This is a genomic window from Ruminiclostridium papyrosolvens DSM 2782 (assembly GCF_029318685.1).
Classification (GTDB): domain Bacteria; phylum Bacillota; class Clostridia; order Acetivibrionales; family DSM-1351; genus Ruminiclostridium; species Ruminiclostridium papyrosolvens.
This window is the reverse complement of the sequence record NZ_CP119677.1, coordinates 3,944,647-3,965,031: the sequence shown is the minus strand read 5'-3', so window position 1 is coordinate 3,965,031 and position 20,385 is coordinate 3,944,647. Positions and strand designations below refer to the sequence as shown.

Below are 20,385 nucleotides of genomic sequence, written 5' to 3'. Positions count from 1 at the left end.
GCAAGAAAAATACCAGTAAGAAAAGTTATTTTAAGGAGGAAAAATGGAACAGGCATATTTGGATCAAATTGTAAGAGACTTGCTTAATAAGGATAATGGAGATATCGATGTATTAAACGGTTTCATTGATTTTGAAAATGACTTATCCGGCAATGCAAGCCAGAATTCAAAAACAGTACAGTTTATTAAGGATACTTTAATTACAGACAAGAAGAAACTTGTTCAATTATATAATAATAAAGAGATATCCGGAGATACTCTTGTTCAAAGTTTAAAGCTAATACAGAAAAACGACAATTGCAGTTTAGCCGTATATACTCCTAAATGGTTAAAAAAAGATATTGAAAAAGAGAAGAAAAGCTCTTTAGGGACCATAATATGTTTTTCACTCCAACAGCAATTAGGAGAAGCGTTAGCTGGTCAATCAGGGGACAATGTTTATTTGATAAATTGTGAAATGGATATTTCAAGTGAGTCTTGCGAAAGAATAACGGAAAAAGTAAGACAGTATGGTGATTCAATATTATCGGTTGTAATTGACAACTCAAATTTAGAACTGCAAAACTCAAGTGAACAAATATCCCAAGCTTTAGAGGGGCTTATAGAGCAAGTATATATATTAATAAAAGTGCTCTCTAAGCTAAAAAATGTTCAGGAAATAAATATTCAATACATTTATTCAACAAAAGAAGATAAGAAAAAAGTTTTGTTAAATTCTATATCAGGCCTGTTTAAAAATTATTGTGTTGAGAATAGCAAGGTTCTGTGCAAATCAATTGATATAGGAGATATTTCAGATATAAATGAAAAGGCTTCATTGATTAAACAAGAATTCCACTCCATGGGTGACTATCTGGAAGTAGCTTATTGCAATGGTTTCAGAGAGGTCAATGTAATAGAAAGAGTATTGCCTGACTATACCACCGCCAATATTGTAAAGCAAAGAGGCTGTTATATTATAGTTGGTGGATTAGGCAGGATAGGACAAAGTCTTGCAAGTCATTTGGTTAGTTGCGGTGCCTCTAACATTGTTCTGGTTGGCAGAAGAGCTATGACAAATGAAGAAGAAGCTATGCTTAAAAGTTTTAACGGCAGGGATGAGCTTGTTACTTATAAAAAATGTAATATATTAAATGCATCCCAAGTATCGAAGCTGTTAAACTCTTTAAACAAGCAGTATGGAATAATTAATGGTATTTATCATACTGCAGGAATTATTAAAGACTCCTTAGCAATAAATAAACAGCAGGAAAATGTAATAAAAGTACTGGAACCTAAAATAAAAGGAACGATCAATATTATCAATGCTGCCAAGAAACTGGACGTTGATTTTGTTATGCTGTTTTCATCACTGGCCTCTGTTACCGGAAATATGGGACAAAGTGATTATGGCTTTGCAAATGCTTTTCTTGACAATTATGCGGAGTTGGAAGCCCAAAATGGTGTAGGTACTCAAGTTTATTCTGTCAATTGGCCCCTTTGGAAAGACGGAGGAATGCAGGTTGATGATGACAGAGTCCAATTAATGATAAACGCGACGGGAATGGCTCCATTGTTAACCTCTACAGCGCTGTTGGTAATAGACACCATAATAGAAAATAAAATCCCCAGAAGTATTATATTATATGGACATAATAATCGGATTGAGAAAATGCTTGCTCCCCTTTGTGATAAACAAGAAGCAATTGAAGAGACGCTTTTACCGCTAAATAATGAAGAAGATGATGCTATTACAGAGGATGCTTATTCGGTACAAGATAATTGTGACGGTGAGCTTTATGACATAGTTAGCAAGTATATTTCAAAAGCTCTGACGGAAGTAGCCGGAATTGACGTTGAAACACTGTCAGAGGATTGTTCTTTTGATGAATTTGGGTTAGATTCTATTATGATTGAAAGGCTTACTAATTATTTCGAAAGCGATTCTCTTAGTTTACCTTCAACAATTCTTTATGAAAAGAAAACAAATAGGGACTTAAGTAATTATATTATAGAGAATCACAGAAGCTTTATAGATAAAAAGTTTGGTAAACAGAGTAATAAACAAAATGAATATCAGAGAATACGAAATTACTTGGAAAATACATTTTGCAGGGTAACGGGAATTGATAAGAACAGCCTGTCGGATGATACCTCATTTACCGAGGTGGGTTTAGACTCAATATTAGTTGAAAAGCTGCATACTTGTTTTGAAGAAGATGGAATCAGTTTGCCTAAAACAATTATGTATGAAAAAAACAACTTGTCAGAGTTAACCAATTATATGATAGAGAATCAAATTAATTCCGTTAAGAGTACAACTAATGTAAAACAGACGCAAAAGAAGGCAGAGCCTATAAAAATAAAAAAAGAAGAGCTGTTGAGTAAAGTTCTGACCCCCAATGGAGATATTGCTATAATCGGTGTAGATTTAAGAGTATCCGGCGCCAAAGACGTAAGGGAATTCTGGAATAACATTATTAATAAAAAGGTGTCAATTACCGAGGTTCCCAAAACAAAATGGGATCATGATAAAATTTATAGCTCAAATATAAATGATACTGTTTATGGAAAATCGTATTGTAAATATGGAGCATTTCTGGAAGACGCAGATTGTTTTGATGCAATGTTTTTCAATATTTCACCAAAAGAAGCTGAAATAATGGACCCTCAAGAAAGAATACTATTGGAATCCGTATGGCGGTTATTAGAAGATGCCGGATATACCAGAGGTGAACTGAAAAGAAAATACAGGAAACACAGTCAGCCGGGGGTTGGTGTATTTATTGGTGCAACCAACCACTCATATGCATTAAGTGCCGTAAGTGAATGGAATAAAGGGAATTACACAATACCATCCTCATGGCAATGGGCTTTTGCAAACAGAATATCACATGTTTATGATTTCAGTGGCCCAAGCCTACCTGTTGATACAGGCTGCTCCTCATCCATGACTGCATTGCATCTGGCTTGTAAAAGCATAATAAATGGTGAAAGCAGTATAGCTGTTGTTGGTGGTGTAAATCTGTACAGCCATCCAACCTCTTATATAGGAGCAAGTAAATTAAGGCTGCTTTCCTCTAATAATGAATATGCTTTTCTTGGAGAGGATTCAGATGGATTTATTCCCGGTGAAGGCGTTGCAACCATTTTAATTAAACCTCTGGAAAAAGCACAAGAAGATGATGACAAGATATACGGGGTTATTAAAGGTACTGCCATCAATCATTCAGGGCAAACAATTACTTTTTTTGCCCCAAGCTCGGAACTGCAAGAAGAACTTATTGAAAAAGTAGCAGGTGAAGCCAAGGTTGGTCTTAATACTATAGATTACATAGAGATGGGAACAACAGGCAGCACCATCGGTGACCCAATAGAATTCAGGGCAATAAACAGTGCATTTAAAAAGAATAATATCCAAAAAGGAAGTTGTGCAATTGGTTCTGTTAAGCCATATATAGGACATTTGGAATCAGCATCAGGTCTAATTGCAGTAATTAAGTCATTATTGCAGTTTAAACATAACAAAATTGTTCCTACTTTGCTAGCAGATAAAATTAATCCTGAAATAGATATTAAAAATTCACCGTTTTTTATTACTTCAGAAGCAAAAGACTTTGAAAAAGGGGATACTGCCAGAAGGGTACTGATTAATTCAATCAGTGCAGGAGGCTCTTATGCATCTGCAATTATAGAGGAATACTCAGCAGATACACTGCACAATTATACGGAAGGCCCTTATATAATAAACATATCCGCAAAATCTGAAATATCACTAAAGCTGTATTTGGTTGAATTCTCAAATTGGCTGGATAAGAATCCTGAGGCATCATTATATGATACCAGTATGATGCTTATGCTAAAAAGAGAATGTTTCAGCAGTAAGGTATCCTTTGTATGTAATTCTATTTCTGAATTAAAAGAACAGATAAAAGAATATTGTCAAGGAAAAATAATTGATGGGGTTTATGATAATAAGGAGCTTAAACTAAATAATTTCGATAAAAATTTATATAGCGGCAAGGCGGGAAAAGCTTTTATTAATGCCATATATCAAGAGAAAGACATTAAGAAACTGGCTTATTTATGGACTATCGGAGCTTACATTAATTGGAATGAATTATACGGGGAAAATAGTCAGTTCAAAAAAGTTGATTTACCTTGTTATGAGTTTGAGAAAGAACGCTACTGGATTACAGATAAAACAGAAAATATTGTAAGTATCCAAGATAATGCAGGGAAAATTTCCAGTCTGATTGATGCAAATATATCAACTTTAGGCAATGTTTGTTTTTCAAAACTGTTTACAGGGGAAGAATTTTTTATTAAAGACCACCTTGGAATTTTACCCGCAGTGGCATACATAGAAATGATTTATCAAGGCATTATGGCCTCAAGTAAAGGTCATAATTTAATTGGTATTAAAAACTTGGTACTTATGAGACCCTTTGTTGTAAGAGCAGAAAAAAGAGTTTTAAAGGTTCGTTTTATGCTGCAGCGTGAAACAGTTTCTGCACAAGTATTCAGCGATGTGCCATGTGAAATTGTTTATGCTCAGTGCAATATTGTATTAGGTAAGAAAACAGGATTTCCGGACAAGCAGTTGAAGGTTGCGGATTGTATTAGCAGCATGACTGGCGGAAAACACGAGGCAGAGGAATACTACAACCATTTGGAACGGCTGAATTCTTGTTTTGGTTATAGATTCAAAGGAATAAAAGCCTTCTTTTTCAGAGATAAAGAGGCATTTGCCGAAGCAGGTATAGTCGATGTTTTAGACGCAACAAGAAAAGATTTTAATTACCATCCAACCTTACTGGATGCGGGATTTCAAAGTGTTGTTGCACTTGCATATAAAATGGGAGCAAATGCTGAGACGATTTATATGCCCTTTGTAACTGAAAACATAGAATTTTTTAAAAAAGGGACAGCTATAAAATATGTTCATGTTATTGCGAAAGCAGGGAAAACCCAAAACCCTTCCGAGTGGAAGTACACAGTAGAATATTATAGTGAAGCTTGCAAAATGTTGGCTCGGATTAGCAATTACACTATCTTGGCTGTAAATGGTGATGTCAGCACAAAAGCCTTGCCTGAAAATGTGTGTTCAATTGAAAACAAAAGTGACGACCAAGAAAATATTGAATTTATTCAAGAAAATAGTATAACTGAAACAATAATAAATGTATGTGCTCAGACTTTAAAATTGAGAAAAAAAATTGATCCGGATACAAGTTTGTTAGAATACGGGTTTGATTCCATTACATTTACAGAGCTGTCCAATGCTATAAATGAGAAATTGAATATAGATACAAACCCGGTGCTTTTCTTCGAAAGAAATACGGTCAACAACATTGTTGAACATATTCTGGAAAAGTATACTCATGTAAAAGAGGCTTATAAAACCACCTGCCATAGCAGCGTGAGTAGTCAGGCATATCCTGATTATGATTTTACAAGGGTTTTTACAAATGCTGAAAGTAATTATCAGGTTAAGGAATATTCGGACAAGTATGCCATTATCGGTATGAGTGGTGCTTTCCCGGGAAGTTCAGACATTGAAGAATTCTGGGATAACATAAGTCAGGGAAGGGATTTAATTACAGATATTCCTTCTGACAGATGGGACTGGAGAGAGTATGACGGCGACAGCGAATATGGAGCATATAACATTTATACTCACTCAGGAGGCTTTATTGAAAATGTAGATTGCTTCGATGCAAAATTCTTTAAAATATCACCACTCGACGCAGCTATAATGGACCCACAGCAAAGATTAGTATTGGAACATACCTGGAAAGCCATGGAGGATGCAGGCTATAGCTCAAAAGATTTAAAGGGAACAGATACGTCGATTTTTATAGGAATATCAAATGCTGATTATGGGGAACTGCTTGTACAGAGAAAAATACCAACAGTCCTGACCCATTCCATGGTTACAAACAGGATTTCTTTTGTACTGGAAACTACAGGTAAAAGCGAACCTTGTGATTCGGCCTGCTCCAGCTCCTTACTTGCAATTCACAGAGCAATTGAAACACTGAAAAATGGTGAAAGTAAAATGGCATTTGCCGGGGGCGTTAATTTGATTTTATCGCCCAATACATATGTGTATGAATGTCTTTCCAAGGCTTTATCACCAACAGGGAAATGTAAAACCTTTGATGAAGCTGCAGACGGGTATGCTCGTGGTGAAGGAGTAGGTGTTATCCTCATAAAGCGCTTGCAGGATGCATTAGCAGATGGAGACAGCATCTATGCAACTATATGCGGAAGCGCAGTACAACATGGGGGCAAATCTACAGGGCTTACGGTACCCAATGCAGAAGCGCAGGCAAGTGTAATTAAGAAAGCTTATGATAATGCCGGAATTAGTATGAGTACAGTTACATATATAGAAGCACATGGTACCGGAACCAAATTAGGTGACCCCATTGAAATAGATGGACTAAAGAAGGCATTTGCTGAAGCATCAAGCGGCAGTGAACATATTGTAAAGACAAAGGCTTGTGCATTAAGCTCTGTTAAGACTAATATCGGACATTTAGAAGCAGCATCAGGAATTGCCAGTGTTATTAAGGCTGTCAAGTCACTGCAAAATAAAAAGATAGCCCCAACGATAAATTTCAAAACACTGAATCCTTATATAGACTTAAAGGACTCTCCATTTTATGTTAATCGTGAACTGACAGAATATGCTCCATACTATAATGCAGATGACGGTGAATGCTTGCCAAGAAGAGCAGGTGTGAGTGCTTTTGGCATAGGCGGAGTAAATGCCCATGTTGTCCTTGAAGAACATGAAAATCCGACGACTGAGTTATTGGAGTCAAAAAGTAAAGATAATTTTATATTCACTATATCAGCTCATAATGCGGACAGATTAAAAGTTTATCTCAAATTAGTTTCAGATAATATCGGCAAAGTGAGAACAGGGGTAGATACGCAAGATAATGTTCTGCTTCAACGCTTGTGTTATACCTTCCAAGTGGGACGGGACAGGTTTAATTGCCGTTGTGCTATTAATATAACATCTCTGTCGGAGTTAGTGGAAATGATTGATAAAGTTATTACTGAGCAGGCAGATGAAAGGTATATTCTATGTGAGAATATTGCTAAATATTCTTCTTGGTGTAAGGAGAAATGTGAAAAAGGCTCTGAGTCAGAATTGACTAATCACATGATTGAAACCGGGCAAATAAAGGATTTAACGCAGATGTGGTGTTATGGGATTGATGTTGATTGGAATCAGCTTTATTCTCTGGAAAAACCAAGGAAAATACATGCACCGACATATCCCTTTAAGAAAGAGAGATATTGGATTCCTGAATATTATTCTTTATCATCAACTGAGGCAGATATAAGCCAAGAGGCTTCTGGAACGCAGCAAACTATAGCATTTTCAGCTAAGGATGCTTTTCTCAGAGATCATATAGTAGACGGAAAGATGATACTGCCCGGTGCGGTTTATTCGGAAATAATTATGAAGGCTGCTTGTACCACAGAAGAAAAACAGTTTAACTGCATACAGGATATGTTTTGGTTAGGTAATTTTGAAGCCGGCTCAAAGCCAATTGAGCTAGCCGTATCAATAGATAAAAAGGATAGTATTAGTACCGTAAGTATAACTTCAAATAAATTACTTGCTAAAGGTACTGTACTGAACAATGATGCAATATTTAAAGAGCCGGATATAGCTGCCCTCATTGACTCATGTGAAAAACCTTTTAGCAGAGATTATGTATATAAACAGTTTGAAGCCGCTAATATGATGTTTGGAGAAACATTCCAAACAATAAATGCAATGTGGTGTGCCAATGATTACTCAGTTGTTCAATATGTGATAGAGAATGATGATAAATCCGAGGAATATGCACTGAATCCCCGAATATTGGATGCGGCATTCCAAAGTGTTGTAGGCAATATATCAGCCGGATTTAACAGCGGACAAATCAGAGTACCCTTTTATATGGAAAAGCTCACTATTGTTAACAGGCCTATGGAAAGAGGGTTTATCCTTGCAATGAGAAAAAAAATAAGCAGTAAATCGGACAGCTACGATATTTTTATTATGGATTTATACGGAAATATAAATGTTGTAATCCAAGAATATGTAGTTCAAAAAATTATCAACAACAAATAATCAGAATGGAGAATTCAAATGAGCAAAGATAGACTTTTTGAAATTGTTGAAAAACTGAATAATGCTGATAATTTTTATTCCTCACAAATAGAAGATGCGTCAGAAAGCATATACTGCATTGAAACTTGGGAAGAACAGGAGCTGCATAAAACCGGAACAAATACAGAGCAGCAAGAGGGTGCTTTAGTTTTCTGCCATAAAGATTTTACAAAGGAAAGAGTATTTAAAAGTTTAGGAGAAAATATAATACAAATTCATCCGGGCAATGAGTTCAGACAAATTAATCCATATGAATTAGAGTTGAATTTGTCGGATGAAAGTTCATATATGAAGTTATACGATTGGTTAACTTCTAATCATATAGAAATACGATTAGCTATAAATTGTTTTTGTTTATGTGAAAATAAGATTTTGGATGAAAACGTATCAACCTTTTCGGTGGATTTCTTCTTTCATATGAGTAAGCATGTGCTCAGAGGAAAGGGTTGGGACATATTATTCTTTTATATGAAAAAGAATCCCGTATGGAATGCCACCTGCGCAGCAACAAGTGCATTTTTCAGAGTACTGTCCAATGAGAACTCAAGAATTTGCTGCCACAGTATAGAGTTGTCATCAATCAATGAGCTTTGTTTAGAGCTAATAAATGACGAGCGAACAAGTAAAAATCTTGAAGTAAAATATGTCAGCGAAAAAAGATATATAAAAAAATTGGAACTGACAGAACTGATTGATGATAATGCTAAATTCACCGTATGGGAAGGAAACTATGTAATTATAGGGGGACTTGGAGGACTGGGAACCCTTCTGGCCAGTCACCTGATTACCGAATATAATGCAAAGGTTATAGTTTGCGGCAGAAATTGTAATTACGACTTGATTGAAGAGGCTAAAGCTGAAATAAGGAAAAAGGGTGGAGACGCTGAAAAGCTGGTATTCCATTCATGCGATATTACCTCTGAAGAGTCAACAAAAAAATTTATATCCCAAATAGCTGAACAGGGGAAAATAAATGGAATCATTCATTGTGCGGCAACCTCAAAGGATTCCATGATAATAAAAAAGGAAAAACAGGACTTTGATTATGTGATTAATCCCAAGGTAAATTCCATTAAGCAGGTAGAGTTGATAGCAAAAGAGTGCAGGAGTGATTACATACTTTACTTTTCATCAATTGCCGCATATGTAGGAACCGTAGGACAATGTGATTATGCATATGGGAATAGTTTTTTAAATAATTATGTTTCTGAGCAAAAGAACTTAAATGTACGCCTTATCAGTATTGCATGGCCTTTATGGGAAAGCAAAGGAATGAATGCCTCAAAACTTGTTAAGAACAATATGCAAAAACAAGGCTTCGATGTTTTATCTCGGGAACAGGGAATAAAAGTATTTGAGACAGTTTTAAATAGCGGAAAGTCAGGAACATTTATAACTTTTTATGGGAAAAAGCGAGAAATCATTGATTTACTAGGATTAAAACAAGAGGGTAATGAAAGGGGTAGCAGTTTTATGAATAAAGAAAAAATCAATTTATTCTTGAAAGAATCTATAGCTTCAATTACAAAACACCAGATTACGGATATTGATGATTACGAGTATTTTGAGAATCTTGGAATAGATTCCATCAAAATGATAAACATTATTGCAAAAATGGAAGAAAAACTTGGTTCATTGCCCAAAACATTATTTTTTGAATACGAAAGACTGGATCAGTTGGAAGAATTCGTAGAGAAAGAATACGCACAATTATTTAATACCAAGGAAACAGCTGCAAAGCCTGAAATAAAAGTCCAAGCTGATATTTCAGCAGCTAAAGAGAAAGAAGTTGTGGTTTTAAAAAGTAATAGTCAAACTAAATTTGATTATGAGAACGAACCAATTGCAATCATAGGTTTTGATGGTAAATTCCCCGGTGCGGACAATGTGGAAGAATACTGGAAGGTGCTTTCCGAGGGTATGGACTGTATTATTGAAGTTCCAAAGGAACGTTGGGATTATAATAATTTTTATTCCCAACAGGATAACAGACCGGGCATGACCAATTGCAAATGGGGCGGTTTTTTGAATAAGCCGGAGTATTTTGATGCAGAATTTTTCAACTACTCACCAATAGAAGCCACTATGATAGACCCTCAGGAAAGAATATTCCTTGAAACTGTATGGAACACCATGGAAAATGCAGGATATACACGCAATAAGCTGAAAGAAGAAACAGTTGGTGTCTATGTAGGTATTGCTTGGGGGCATTATCAATTTTATGAAACAAAAGTTGAGGATTATACCTTATCACCGGTTTCCTCTTTTTCATCAATAGCAAATAGGGTGTCCTATTTCTTAGATTTGAAAGGGCCAAGCATGGCTGTGGATACCATGTGTTCTTCTTCCGGTACAGCTATCCATTTAGCGTGTGAGAGTATTCGAAGCGGCGAATCAACTCTGGCATTTGCAGGAGGAGTAAATCTTTCTGTTCATCCTGCAAAATATAAAGTACTGTCAACCAAAAACTACCTTTCTTCCGAAGGAAAGTGCAGGAGCTTTGGTGAAGGGGGCGATGGATATGTGCCGGGAGAAGGTGTTGGTGCATTATTATTAAAGCCTTTATCAAAAGCTATAAGTGACGGAGATCATGTTGAGGCTGTTATTTTAGCCACAGGTGTTAACCACGGTGGAAAGGCAACAGGTTACTCTGTTCCAAGTCCAAATGCACAAGGTGAACTTATAAGAAAAACAATAGAAAAGGCTAACATCAAACCCACTGATATTACATACATTGAAGCACATGGTACAGGAACCAGTCTTGGAGACCCCATAGAAATTGTAGGCTTGTCAAAAGGATTAAATATTAAGGAAAATTATTCTGATAAGTATTTATTAGGCTCTGTAAAATCCAATATTGGTCATCTGGAATCTGCAGCGGCAGTATCGGGCTTGATTAAAGTTATTTTACAAATGAAACATAATACAATTGTGCCGTCCCTTTATTCTGACAATTTGAATAAAAAAATTGATTTTGATACGCTTCCATTTGAGGTTGTTCAACAGTTACAACCTTGGGAGCTAAAAGAAGAACATAAAAATGGGATGATTGAATTTTTCTCAGCAGTCAGCTCCTTTGGTGCAGGGGGTTCCAACTCCTTTACTATTTTAGGAAAGCTTGCACAGGAAACGGATAAGCGTGCTTTTGTAATTAATGAGCAGTTAATTGTAATTTCAGCCTTATCTGAAAAGGCACTTCGTGAAAATATTTGCAGTCTGAAAGAATATGTTCAGCAACAAGAAGATACAAGCAGCGGTACATTTGTTGATATTTGCTATACCTTGCAAACAGGACGCGAGGCAATGACTTACAGGGCAGCGTTTTTGGCTAATTCTATTGACGAACTCAGTAACGAGCTTAATTGCTACATTGAGGGCAAGGCTTCTGAAAAATGTTATTCGGGATTTGTTGAAAAGAATGTGGCAAAAGGCAATCTATGTATGGAGACTGCTACCGAGCTTCATGTAAAAAATCATGATATGAAAAAACTGGCCCAAGAGTGGGTAAGCGGAAAATATGTAGATTGGGAAAAATTATATACTAAAGAGGTGTTTAAGCCTAAAAAAATAGCATTGCCTACTTATAGTTTCCAAAAGGAAAGGTTTTGGATTTTAGATTATGGCAATGAAGCCGGTACCAAGATAAATGTTGACTTAATTCATCCAATGATTGATGTAAATAATTCTACTATAAACAGACAGATATACAAAAAGCGATTATCAGGGCATGAGCCTTATTTGTCAAATCATGTTGTTAACGGAAAAGTATTAATGCCGGGAGCAGGCTTTGTAGAACTTTCAAGGGCAGCAGGACAACTGGCATTAGCAGGTATTGGTACAGTTAAGAACATGTCGAATATAGTGTTCAGAAGACCGCTGGTTGTAGAACAGCCCTCGGATATAGTGGTGGAATGTTACCCTAAAAAGGGAGGACTTCTATTTGAGATAAAAGATGAAAACGAAAAAAATATAGTTTATTGTACGGGAGAAGTCAGCTATCTGGGTATGCAAGGGGACTATATTGAGGAAGAAAGCTGCCTGAAAGATGAGGTTTATGACTCCTGTATTGATACAAACGAAATATATTCAATGCTGAAGAGGGCAGGTTTTAGTTACGGAGAATACTATCAATGCATTAACAAAATATCACTTGTTGAAGACACTGTTATTGCAAAATTAGAAATTGAAGAGGACATTGCAAACGAGAATAGTTTTTATGAGTTAAAACCATCCTTAGTGGATTCGGCACTACAGTCTGCTTCAATCTTGCTAAAAAGTGAAGAGGATGGAAACAAGTTTATACCAAGTAAAATAGAAAATATTATTATCTACGGCAGCATGACAAATACTTGTACAGCTGTTGTAAAGACTGTATCCTGTTCAAAATCAGGGTATGTATTTAATATAAAAATATACGATGCTCAGGGAAATATTTGTGTTCAAATTTGCAACTATACTATAGAAACTTATAGTAAGCCGGAAAACATTAATAAAGCAGCAGTCCGCAGAGTTGAAAGCAGTAATGAAATTGACCGTGAGCTAAAGTCAAAAGTAGCTGAATTTGTCAAACATAGCATTTCAAAAGAAATTGGTGTTGATACCAACACTTTGAAAGAAAGTGATGATTTTGAAAAATACGGCATTGACTCTGTAATTACAATGAGAATTACAGATAGATTAAACCAAGTGTTTAAAACATTACCGGCAACACTTTTATTCGAACATAAATTAATAGGAAGTCTCATTGACTTTTTATTCTCTGACTTTCATGATATTGCCGTTGAACATTTTGGCGAAGATAGTAACCAATTAAATACACAAAATGAAGAAGCCGAAAAAACGGATTACCTTGAAGCAGACCAAAAGGATGCGGACACACTATATAACAGTAAGTATAGTCATAGCAACGAGGATATTGCCATAATCGGTATTGCCGGAAGATATCCTCAATCAGATAACTTAGATATTTTCTGGGATAATTTGGTTCATGGTAAGGACTGTATTGAAGAAGTGCCATTGGAAAGATGGGATTACAGGCCACTGTACAGTGCAGATAAAAATGAAAAGGGTAAGATATCCAGCAAATGGGGAGGCTTTATTAATGGGGCCGAGGAATTTGATGCGGATTTTTTTGGTATAGTACCAATTCAGGCTGCTATAATGGACCCCCAGGAGCGTATTTATCTCCAATCAGCTTGGAGCTGTATTGAAGATGCAGGTTATACTGTTAAGGCACTTGAAAATTACAAAGTGGGCGTTTATACAGGAGAAATGTGGGGGTGCTATCAAAAGGTTGGTGTAGAAGAAACATTAAAAGGAAATGTAATGTCACTTAGTTCGTCTTTTGCCAGCACATCAAATAAGGTTTCTTATATTATGAATTTACACGGCCCAAGTATGACTGTAGATACAATGTGCTCATCTTCATTAACGGCAATCCATCTAGCATGCAAAGCAATAAATGACGGAAGCATTGATATGGCTATTGCGGGAGGGGTCAACTTATCATTGCACCCGGACAAGTATATTTCTTTGAGCCAAGGTAAATTTTTATCAACCAACGGAAGGTGTAAATCTTTTGGTGAAGGTGGAGACGGCTATGTTCCCGGCGAAGGTGTAGGTACAATTCTGCTGAAGAAAGTCAGTCAGGCTGAAAAGGATAAGGACCATATTTATGGTGTAATAAAAGCAACCTCCATTAATCACGGTGGCAGAAGCAACGCTTATTTTGTACCAAACGTAATTGAACAGAAAAATTTAATTGTAGAAGCATTGAAGAATGCTGATATATCACCACGAACAATCAGTACGGTGGAAGCACACGGAACAGGTACAGCCTTGGGGGACCCTATTGAAGTTGAAGGCTTTAATAAAGCCTATAGACTTTATACTCAGGATAAACAATACTGCGCTATAGGTTCGGTTAAATCCAATATTGGACATCTTGAATCAGCAGCAGGTATTGCAGCATTAACAAAGGTATTATTGGAAATGCAGCATAAAAAGTTAGTACCGTCAATTCACTCAGAGATTTTAAATAGTAAAATAGATTTTGCAGGTTCACCTTTTTATGTTCAACATGAATATGAGGAATGGAAGAAACCGATTATAAATGAGAACGGACAGTTGGTCGAATATCCCAGAAGAGCTGCAATAAGCGCATTTGGAGCAGGTGGTACGAACGTTCACATTGTTTTGGAGGAAAATAAACAAAAAGAAGATTTGAGAAACATCCAAGCAGCAGACAGAATATTTGTATTTTCTGCAAAAAACAAAGAGCGGTTAGAAGAATTGCTCCAGAAATTTGTTCAGTTCTTAAAACAACAGGAATTTTCCGGTCAAGCTGAAGAAAACAGCTTTATGTATGATTTGGAAAGCAATTTACTGATGGGACGCCAATTCTTTAAATGCAGAATAGCCATTGTTGCAAAGAAAATAGACGAAATTCTCAATAGAATAGAGGCTTATTTAGCAGGTGAAGAGCAAAGAAATCTTTTTATAGGTGAAATGGATGCAAATAGTATAGTAGACGATTTCTTTGAGGATGAGGATGGAAAACAGTATTTAATAACATTAATGAAAAAGAAGAATTTGCAGAAAATAGCAAAGCTTTGGGTTAACAATGTTGATTTTGATTACAATACATTTGTTGGAGAACAGTACAGAAAAATTTCAATGCCTACGTATTGCTTTGAAAAACGTGTAATTAAACCACCAAAAGTCAAAAATGAAATACAAGAAAGAAGAGTTGCACTACATAGTATGGTGGATAATAATGTGTCCAAAATTCAAAATCAGCAATTTGTAAAACAGTTCACCGGAAATGAATTTTATTTAAAGGATCATGTAATTAAAGGACGAAGCATCCTTCCGGCAGCTGCATTTTTGGAAATGCTAAGAGCTTCAGGTACATTTTCCGTTCATCAGGGGGTTGTGTCACAAATCACAAAGGTTGTATGGCTAAGACCGTTAATGTTAGATGGCAGCAACGCTGCTGATGCATACATAAATTTAATTCCTCAGGGAGAAAGCGTAAAATGTGAAATTGAAACGATAAATCAGTTGGGTGTTCACTTGTTACATTGTACAGCTAACCTTGAGCTGGTGAAATATGATCCAAAGTGGAGAGCTGATGACAAGCTTGATTTGAACTATTATAAAGAGATATGTACGGTAAATGTAGATGGAAGCGATTTTTATAAAGAGTTTGAAAAAACAGATTTTGTTTATGGAAAGAGACTTCAATTTATTGACAGAATATTAGTATCAGAAGCATCCAAATGTGCAATAACTGAACTTCATGATACTAATGAATTATTTGAAAAAGAAAACTACACACTGCATCCCGCAATATTAGACAGCGGAATTCAATCGGTGGCCGCATTGATAAATACATATAATCGTTCATATTTACCTCACAGTGTTGAGAAGGTGGAAATCCTTGATTCACTGGATAATGTAAAATATGTATTGATTCATGATATGAGCGTTCAATCAGATACCATTTCTTTCGACTTGGAGTTTGTGTCAGAAGACGGAAAAGTACTTTTAAAATTTGTTGGTTTGACGGTAAAAGAACAGAAAGTGGCTGAAAAAGAAGATGTAATCCAATACTTCACAACAATAGTAGAAGAAACTGCAAAACTGCCTATAAACAATGAAAAGCCCAAATTTGTAATTTTGGATAATACCCATGAGCTTTATGACAGTATAAAACAGCTTGGACTGGACGCAGTATTAGTCAGGCCGGGAAATGCAAAAAACAAAATATCTCAAACTGAATATGAAATTTGCAGTTGTGAAGAACAGGATTATAAGTGGCTTTTCCAGAATGCAGTCAATAATTCAAGTTCAACTTGCATAATTTACAATCTGAACCGTGACCTGAGTATGGACTTTGATATTAACTATGCCGAAGAATTTTTTGTGTTTGTTAAAGCTGTTGTAAGCAGTGGGTTGAGAAGTAATATAAAGTTATTCCATGTTTTTAGCGGAGACATTCAAAGTGCCAACAAATTAAGTGTAAATCCTATGTATTTAGCTTGTGCAGGTTTACTTAAAACTGCTGTGATGGAAATGCCAAAACTGGTTTGCAAGAATATAGCTTTTGATAAAAGTATTGTACGGGACAGCAGAAAACTTGCAGGTTACTTACGGGACGAATTAGCTTTGGGGACAGAAAATGTTGAGGAAATTTATTATTCCTTTGAGGATAAAAGACATATAAGAGCATTAAAGGAGCTTACCGGGACTAATCCGCAACAAAGCACGCTGAAGGTTAACGGTGTATATTACATAATAGGCGGATTAAAGGGAATAGGGTTAAAGTTTGCCGAATATTTAGCGACTACATACAAAGCTAACCTGATAATTTCAGGAAGAACTGAACTGAGCGCAGAAAACAAAAAACATATTGAAAACTTGCAAAGAGTATGTGAATCAGTTCTGTATTTACAGGCAGATGTAAATGTATATCAGGATATGAAAAATTCTGTTGAACTTATCAGAAATACCTATGGGCGTTTAGATGGAATTGTTTATAGCGCAGGGATAAAGCAGGATGAACTTATTATTAATAAGACGCCTGAAACGTTTACCCGCATTATTGAAACGAAGACATTGGGCATACAAAATACATGTAAAGCAGTAGGTGAGGAGCCTGTTGATTTTATTATTACCTTCTCTTCTTTAGCAGGCTTAATGGGTAATATGGGACAAGCTGACTATGCATATGCTAATAACTATTTAGATGCATATGCAACGGTTGAAGGCTTTAATGGAAAGAACATGTTATCAATCAACTGGCCATATTGGTTAGACGGCGGCATGAGGCTGAAAGACAGTGAAATTGAAGGTATGAAGAGACGTAATAACATGGTGCCGTTGCAGACAAAAGACGGATTACAAGCATTTGAATTTGCTATTTCAAATTTAAGCTCCGTACACCAATTATTTGTTCTGGCATCAGATAACGTAACAAAAAGTCAGGAAGTTAAAACCGTAAAAGAGGATTCAAGTAAATCCAAGGAGCCTTCTGGTAAGAAGAGTGTTGAAACAAAAGGCGTATCGGCTTCAGAATCAGCAATAAGCTATTTGAAAAATGTTATATCAGAAGAGACTCAGATAGAAGCAAACCGGATAAAAAACAATGAAGCTTTTGATGCGTACGGATTAGATTCAGTAATGATTATGAATATAACAGTAAGCATGGAAAAAGAGTTTGGGGAACTACCTAAGACACTGTTGTATGAAAACCACAATATTAATGAACTAAATGAATATTTACAAACAAATTACACCGCAGAGTATAATAAGTTATTTGGTTCATCCTCAGTAATACAGGCAGAATACATGGAACTTGAAGCTGCCGAGGAGCGTGAGGATGAAAGTACTTTAGAGTATACGACTGAACGTGAAAAAATTATATTCAGTAATTATATTAAAGAGGTAATATCTGATGCAAACACTGTATGTAATGAGGATATTGCAGTTATAGGATTGATAACAAAAGCACCTGAAGCAGATAATATAGATGAATACTGGCAGAATATCCTTCAGAATAAGAATTGTATTACAGAGGTGCCGGAGGAAAGATGGGACTATAAACCTTATTTTAGTGAAGTTAAAGGTGAAATAGGTAAAACCTATTGCAAATATGGTGGATTTATGAAGGATATAGATAAGTTCGATCCGCTGTTTTTCAATATAGCACCAAGTAATGCGGCGTTTATAGAACCTCAAGAAAGGATATTGCTGCAGGAAACCTGGCATCTTTTTGAAAATGCAGGTTACGCAGTATCAAATCTGAAAGACAGAGATGTAGGTGTATTCGTGGGAGCAATGTGGCAGCAATATCAAATGCTGCTTATGAATGGGCCGGCACAGGGAATGATTCCTTCTCTATTTTCGAATTTGGCAAACAGATTATCCAGCTATTATGATTTGAGTGGGCCAAGTATAGCCTTAGATACTATGTGTTCGGGTTCATTAACTGCTTTGCATCTCGCTATTAATAGTATCAGAAATGGAGAATGCAGTTCAGCTATTGTAGCAGGCGTTAATACTTCAATACACCCAAGCAAATATATAAACCTTTCACAGGGAGGATTATTGTCAACAGATTCTAAGTGCAAACCATTTGGCAAAGGAGCAGACGGCTATATTCCCGCAGAAGGACTTGGATTAATGCTGATAAAACCTTTATCCCAAGCCATTAAGGATAAGGATAATATTCACATAGTAATAAAGTCAAATGAGATGGCACATTCAGGTAAAGGCGGAGGCTTTATGGTGCCTAATCCTAAAGCACAAGCACAGGTTATTGAAAAAGCTATCAGAAAAGCAAAGGTACCAATTCAGAGTATTAACTATATTGAGGCTCAGGGAACATGTACGGAGATTGGTGATGCAGTGGAGGTAAAAGGCATGTCGACAGCCTTTGGTAATTTTACGAAGGAAAAGCAGGTATGTTCCGTAGGAAGTGCTAAGTATCATATAGGTCATACGGAAGCAGCCTCGGGTATTTTAGCAATTGCAAAAATAACTATGCAAATGAAAAACCATTTGATACCCGGAATTTTGAATGATGATGAGATAAATGAGAAACTTCCGTTGGCAGATTCACCCTTTTATATTCAACAGCAAGCCGGTGTGTGGGAACCATATAGTCAAAATGGAGAGAAATACCCGCTGACAGCAGGCTTGAATGGTTTTGGCGGAGGCGGCTCCTATGTACATTTCATATTGCAAGAATATGTTGAGCCGGAAAGGGAAGTAAAGAAAATAAGAAAGGGACACAATGCATTTAATCTTTCAGGTAAAAATAAAAATGCTCTGAAACAAATGATTTGGAATTTTGAAGAATATATTAAATCACTTTTTAGCAACAATAACGGCAAGGGTAACATATTAGAAGATGTAATTAAAATAATATGTACTAAAACAGGTGTATCAAACAGTATTTTATCAGAAGCAAGCATACTGGCTGAATTAAACCTATCCAATAAGAATTATGTTGAAGTATTGAATGAAATTAATAAAGTGTTTAATTTAAATATGGAATATGAAGATTTTATTAACCTAGTAACTGTAAAAGACATTGTGGATAACATTCCTTGTAATAGCATTAAAGAGGATGGTATCAAATTAGAACAGATTGCATACTCTCTGCAGCAAGGAAGAGAAAGTATGGCTGAAAGAGTGGTATTTGTGGCAGAGTCAGCTGAAGAACTGTTAGCTGCAATTCGACAAAGCAGTTCTCGGGAAAATGTAAACGGCGTGTATTACGGGTTTGAGGATAAGTCAACTTGTGACAGTGAGTTAAATTCTCTTATAAGTGCATGGCTTGAGTATAAAGATGTCAATTGGGAAGCTTTATACAAATCCGCTACTCCAAAGAAAGTTGTTTTACCTGAGTATCCTTTTGCAAAAGAAAGGTATTGGCTGCCTAAAGAAATTATCATGAACTGCAAAAATGAGGACAGCGCTGGGGATTCATCCTTAAATCAAAGTCCGGCAACACGCTCAGTACAACTATCAGATGAACGTGGCAAGCTTGCGGACATTATAGCAAGTACCTTGGGAATATCGGCTGACCTACTTGATTATGATACATCCTTCAGCACTTATGGCTTGGATTCTTACCTGGGCTTAAAGATTACGCAAGATATTACGGAATTGTATAATTGTCCGATGGAGATTAGTATTTTGGAAGAATACAATACCGTAAATAAGCTTTACGAATACATTGCTGCTAATAATAAGAAATCAGAAGCTGACAGTGTTGTAAATGAAAATATGGAAAATTCAGAATTGACGTGGCTTCTGCTTAAACAACTTGAAAATGGTGAGATTGACGTGGATGAAGTTATGAAAATTGAAAAAGAAGTTCAGGAAAAGTAAACGGTGAAATGTAAGTAGCGATACAAAAACTAGAAAATACTCCTTTATGGTTAAGAATTTAAGTATTAGTCAGAAAGGAGTATTTTTTATAAAGGTTTTATCAAATATTATTTAGTGTACTTATTATTTATTTTATCTAAAAATGACTTGATAATCACTAATTCGACAATTTTTTTAAAATAAGTAAAATTTGACAAATTATTCAAACTGCTCTATAATTATTATGTGTAAAAAATAGATTAAAGTGGAAGAGCTATAATAAAGTATAAATAAAATGCCCATAAATCATGCGGCTTCTTGTCGAATTCAGACGATTTATAAAC

Annotated in this window: 2 protein-coding genes; both read left to right on the top strand. The window is 35.9% G+C overall.

The annotated features are described in order from the left end of the window. The first annotated feature begins 43 nt into the window (after positions 1-43). Entirely contained in the window at positions 44-8,122 is an 8,079-nt protein-coding gene (locus P0092_RS17715) for an SDR family NAD(P)-dependent oxidoreductase (protein WP_004615891.1), read from the top strand. Between the two features lie 18 nt (positions 8,123-8,140). Further along, a complete protein-coding gene (locus tag P0092_RS17710; protein ID WP_004615894.1) occupies positions 8,141-20,062 on the top strand; it encodes an SDR family NAD(P)-dependent oxidoreductase in 11,922 nt (3,973 codons plus the stop codon). Positions 20,063-20,385 lie beyond the last annotated feature (323 nt).

What these genes read in the sequence shown, in the direction of transcription:
- P0092_RS17710 (WP_004615894.1), top strand. Translation starts at nt 8,141, where the DNA reads ATGAGCAAAGATAGACTTTTTGAAATTGTTGAAAAACTGAATAATGCT.
- P0092_RS17715 (WP_004615891.1), top strand. Translation starts at nt 44, where the DNA reads ATGGAACAGGCATATTTGGATCAAATTGTAAGAGACTTGCTTAATAAG.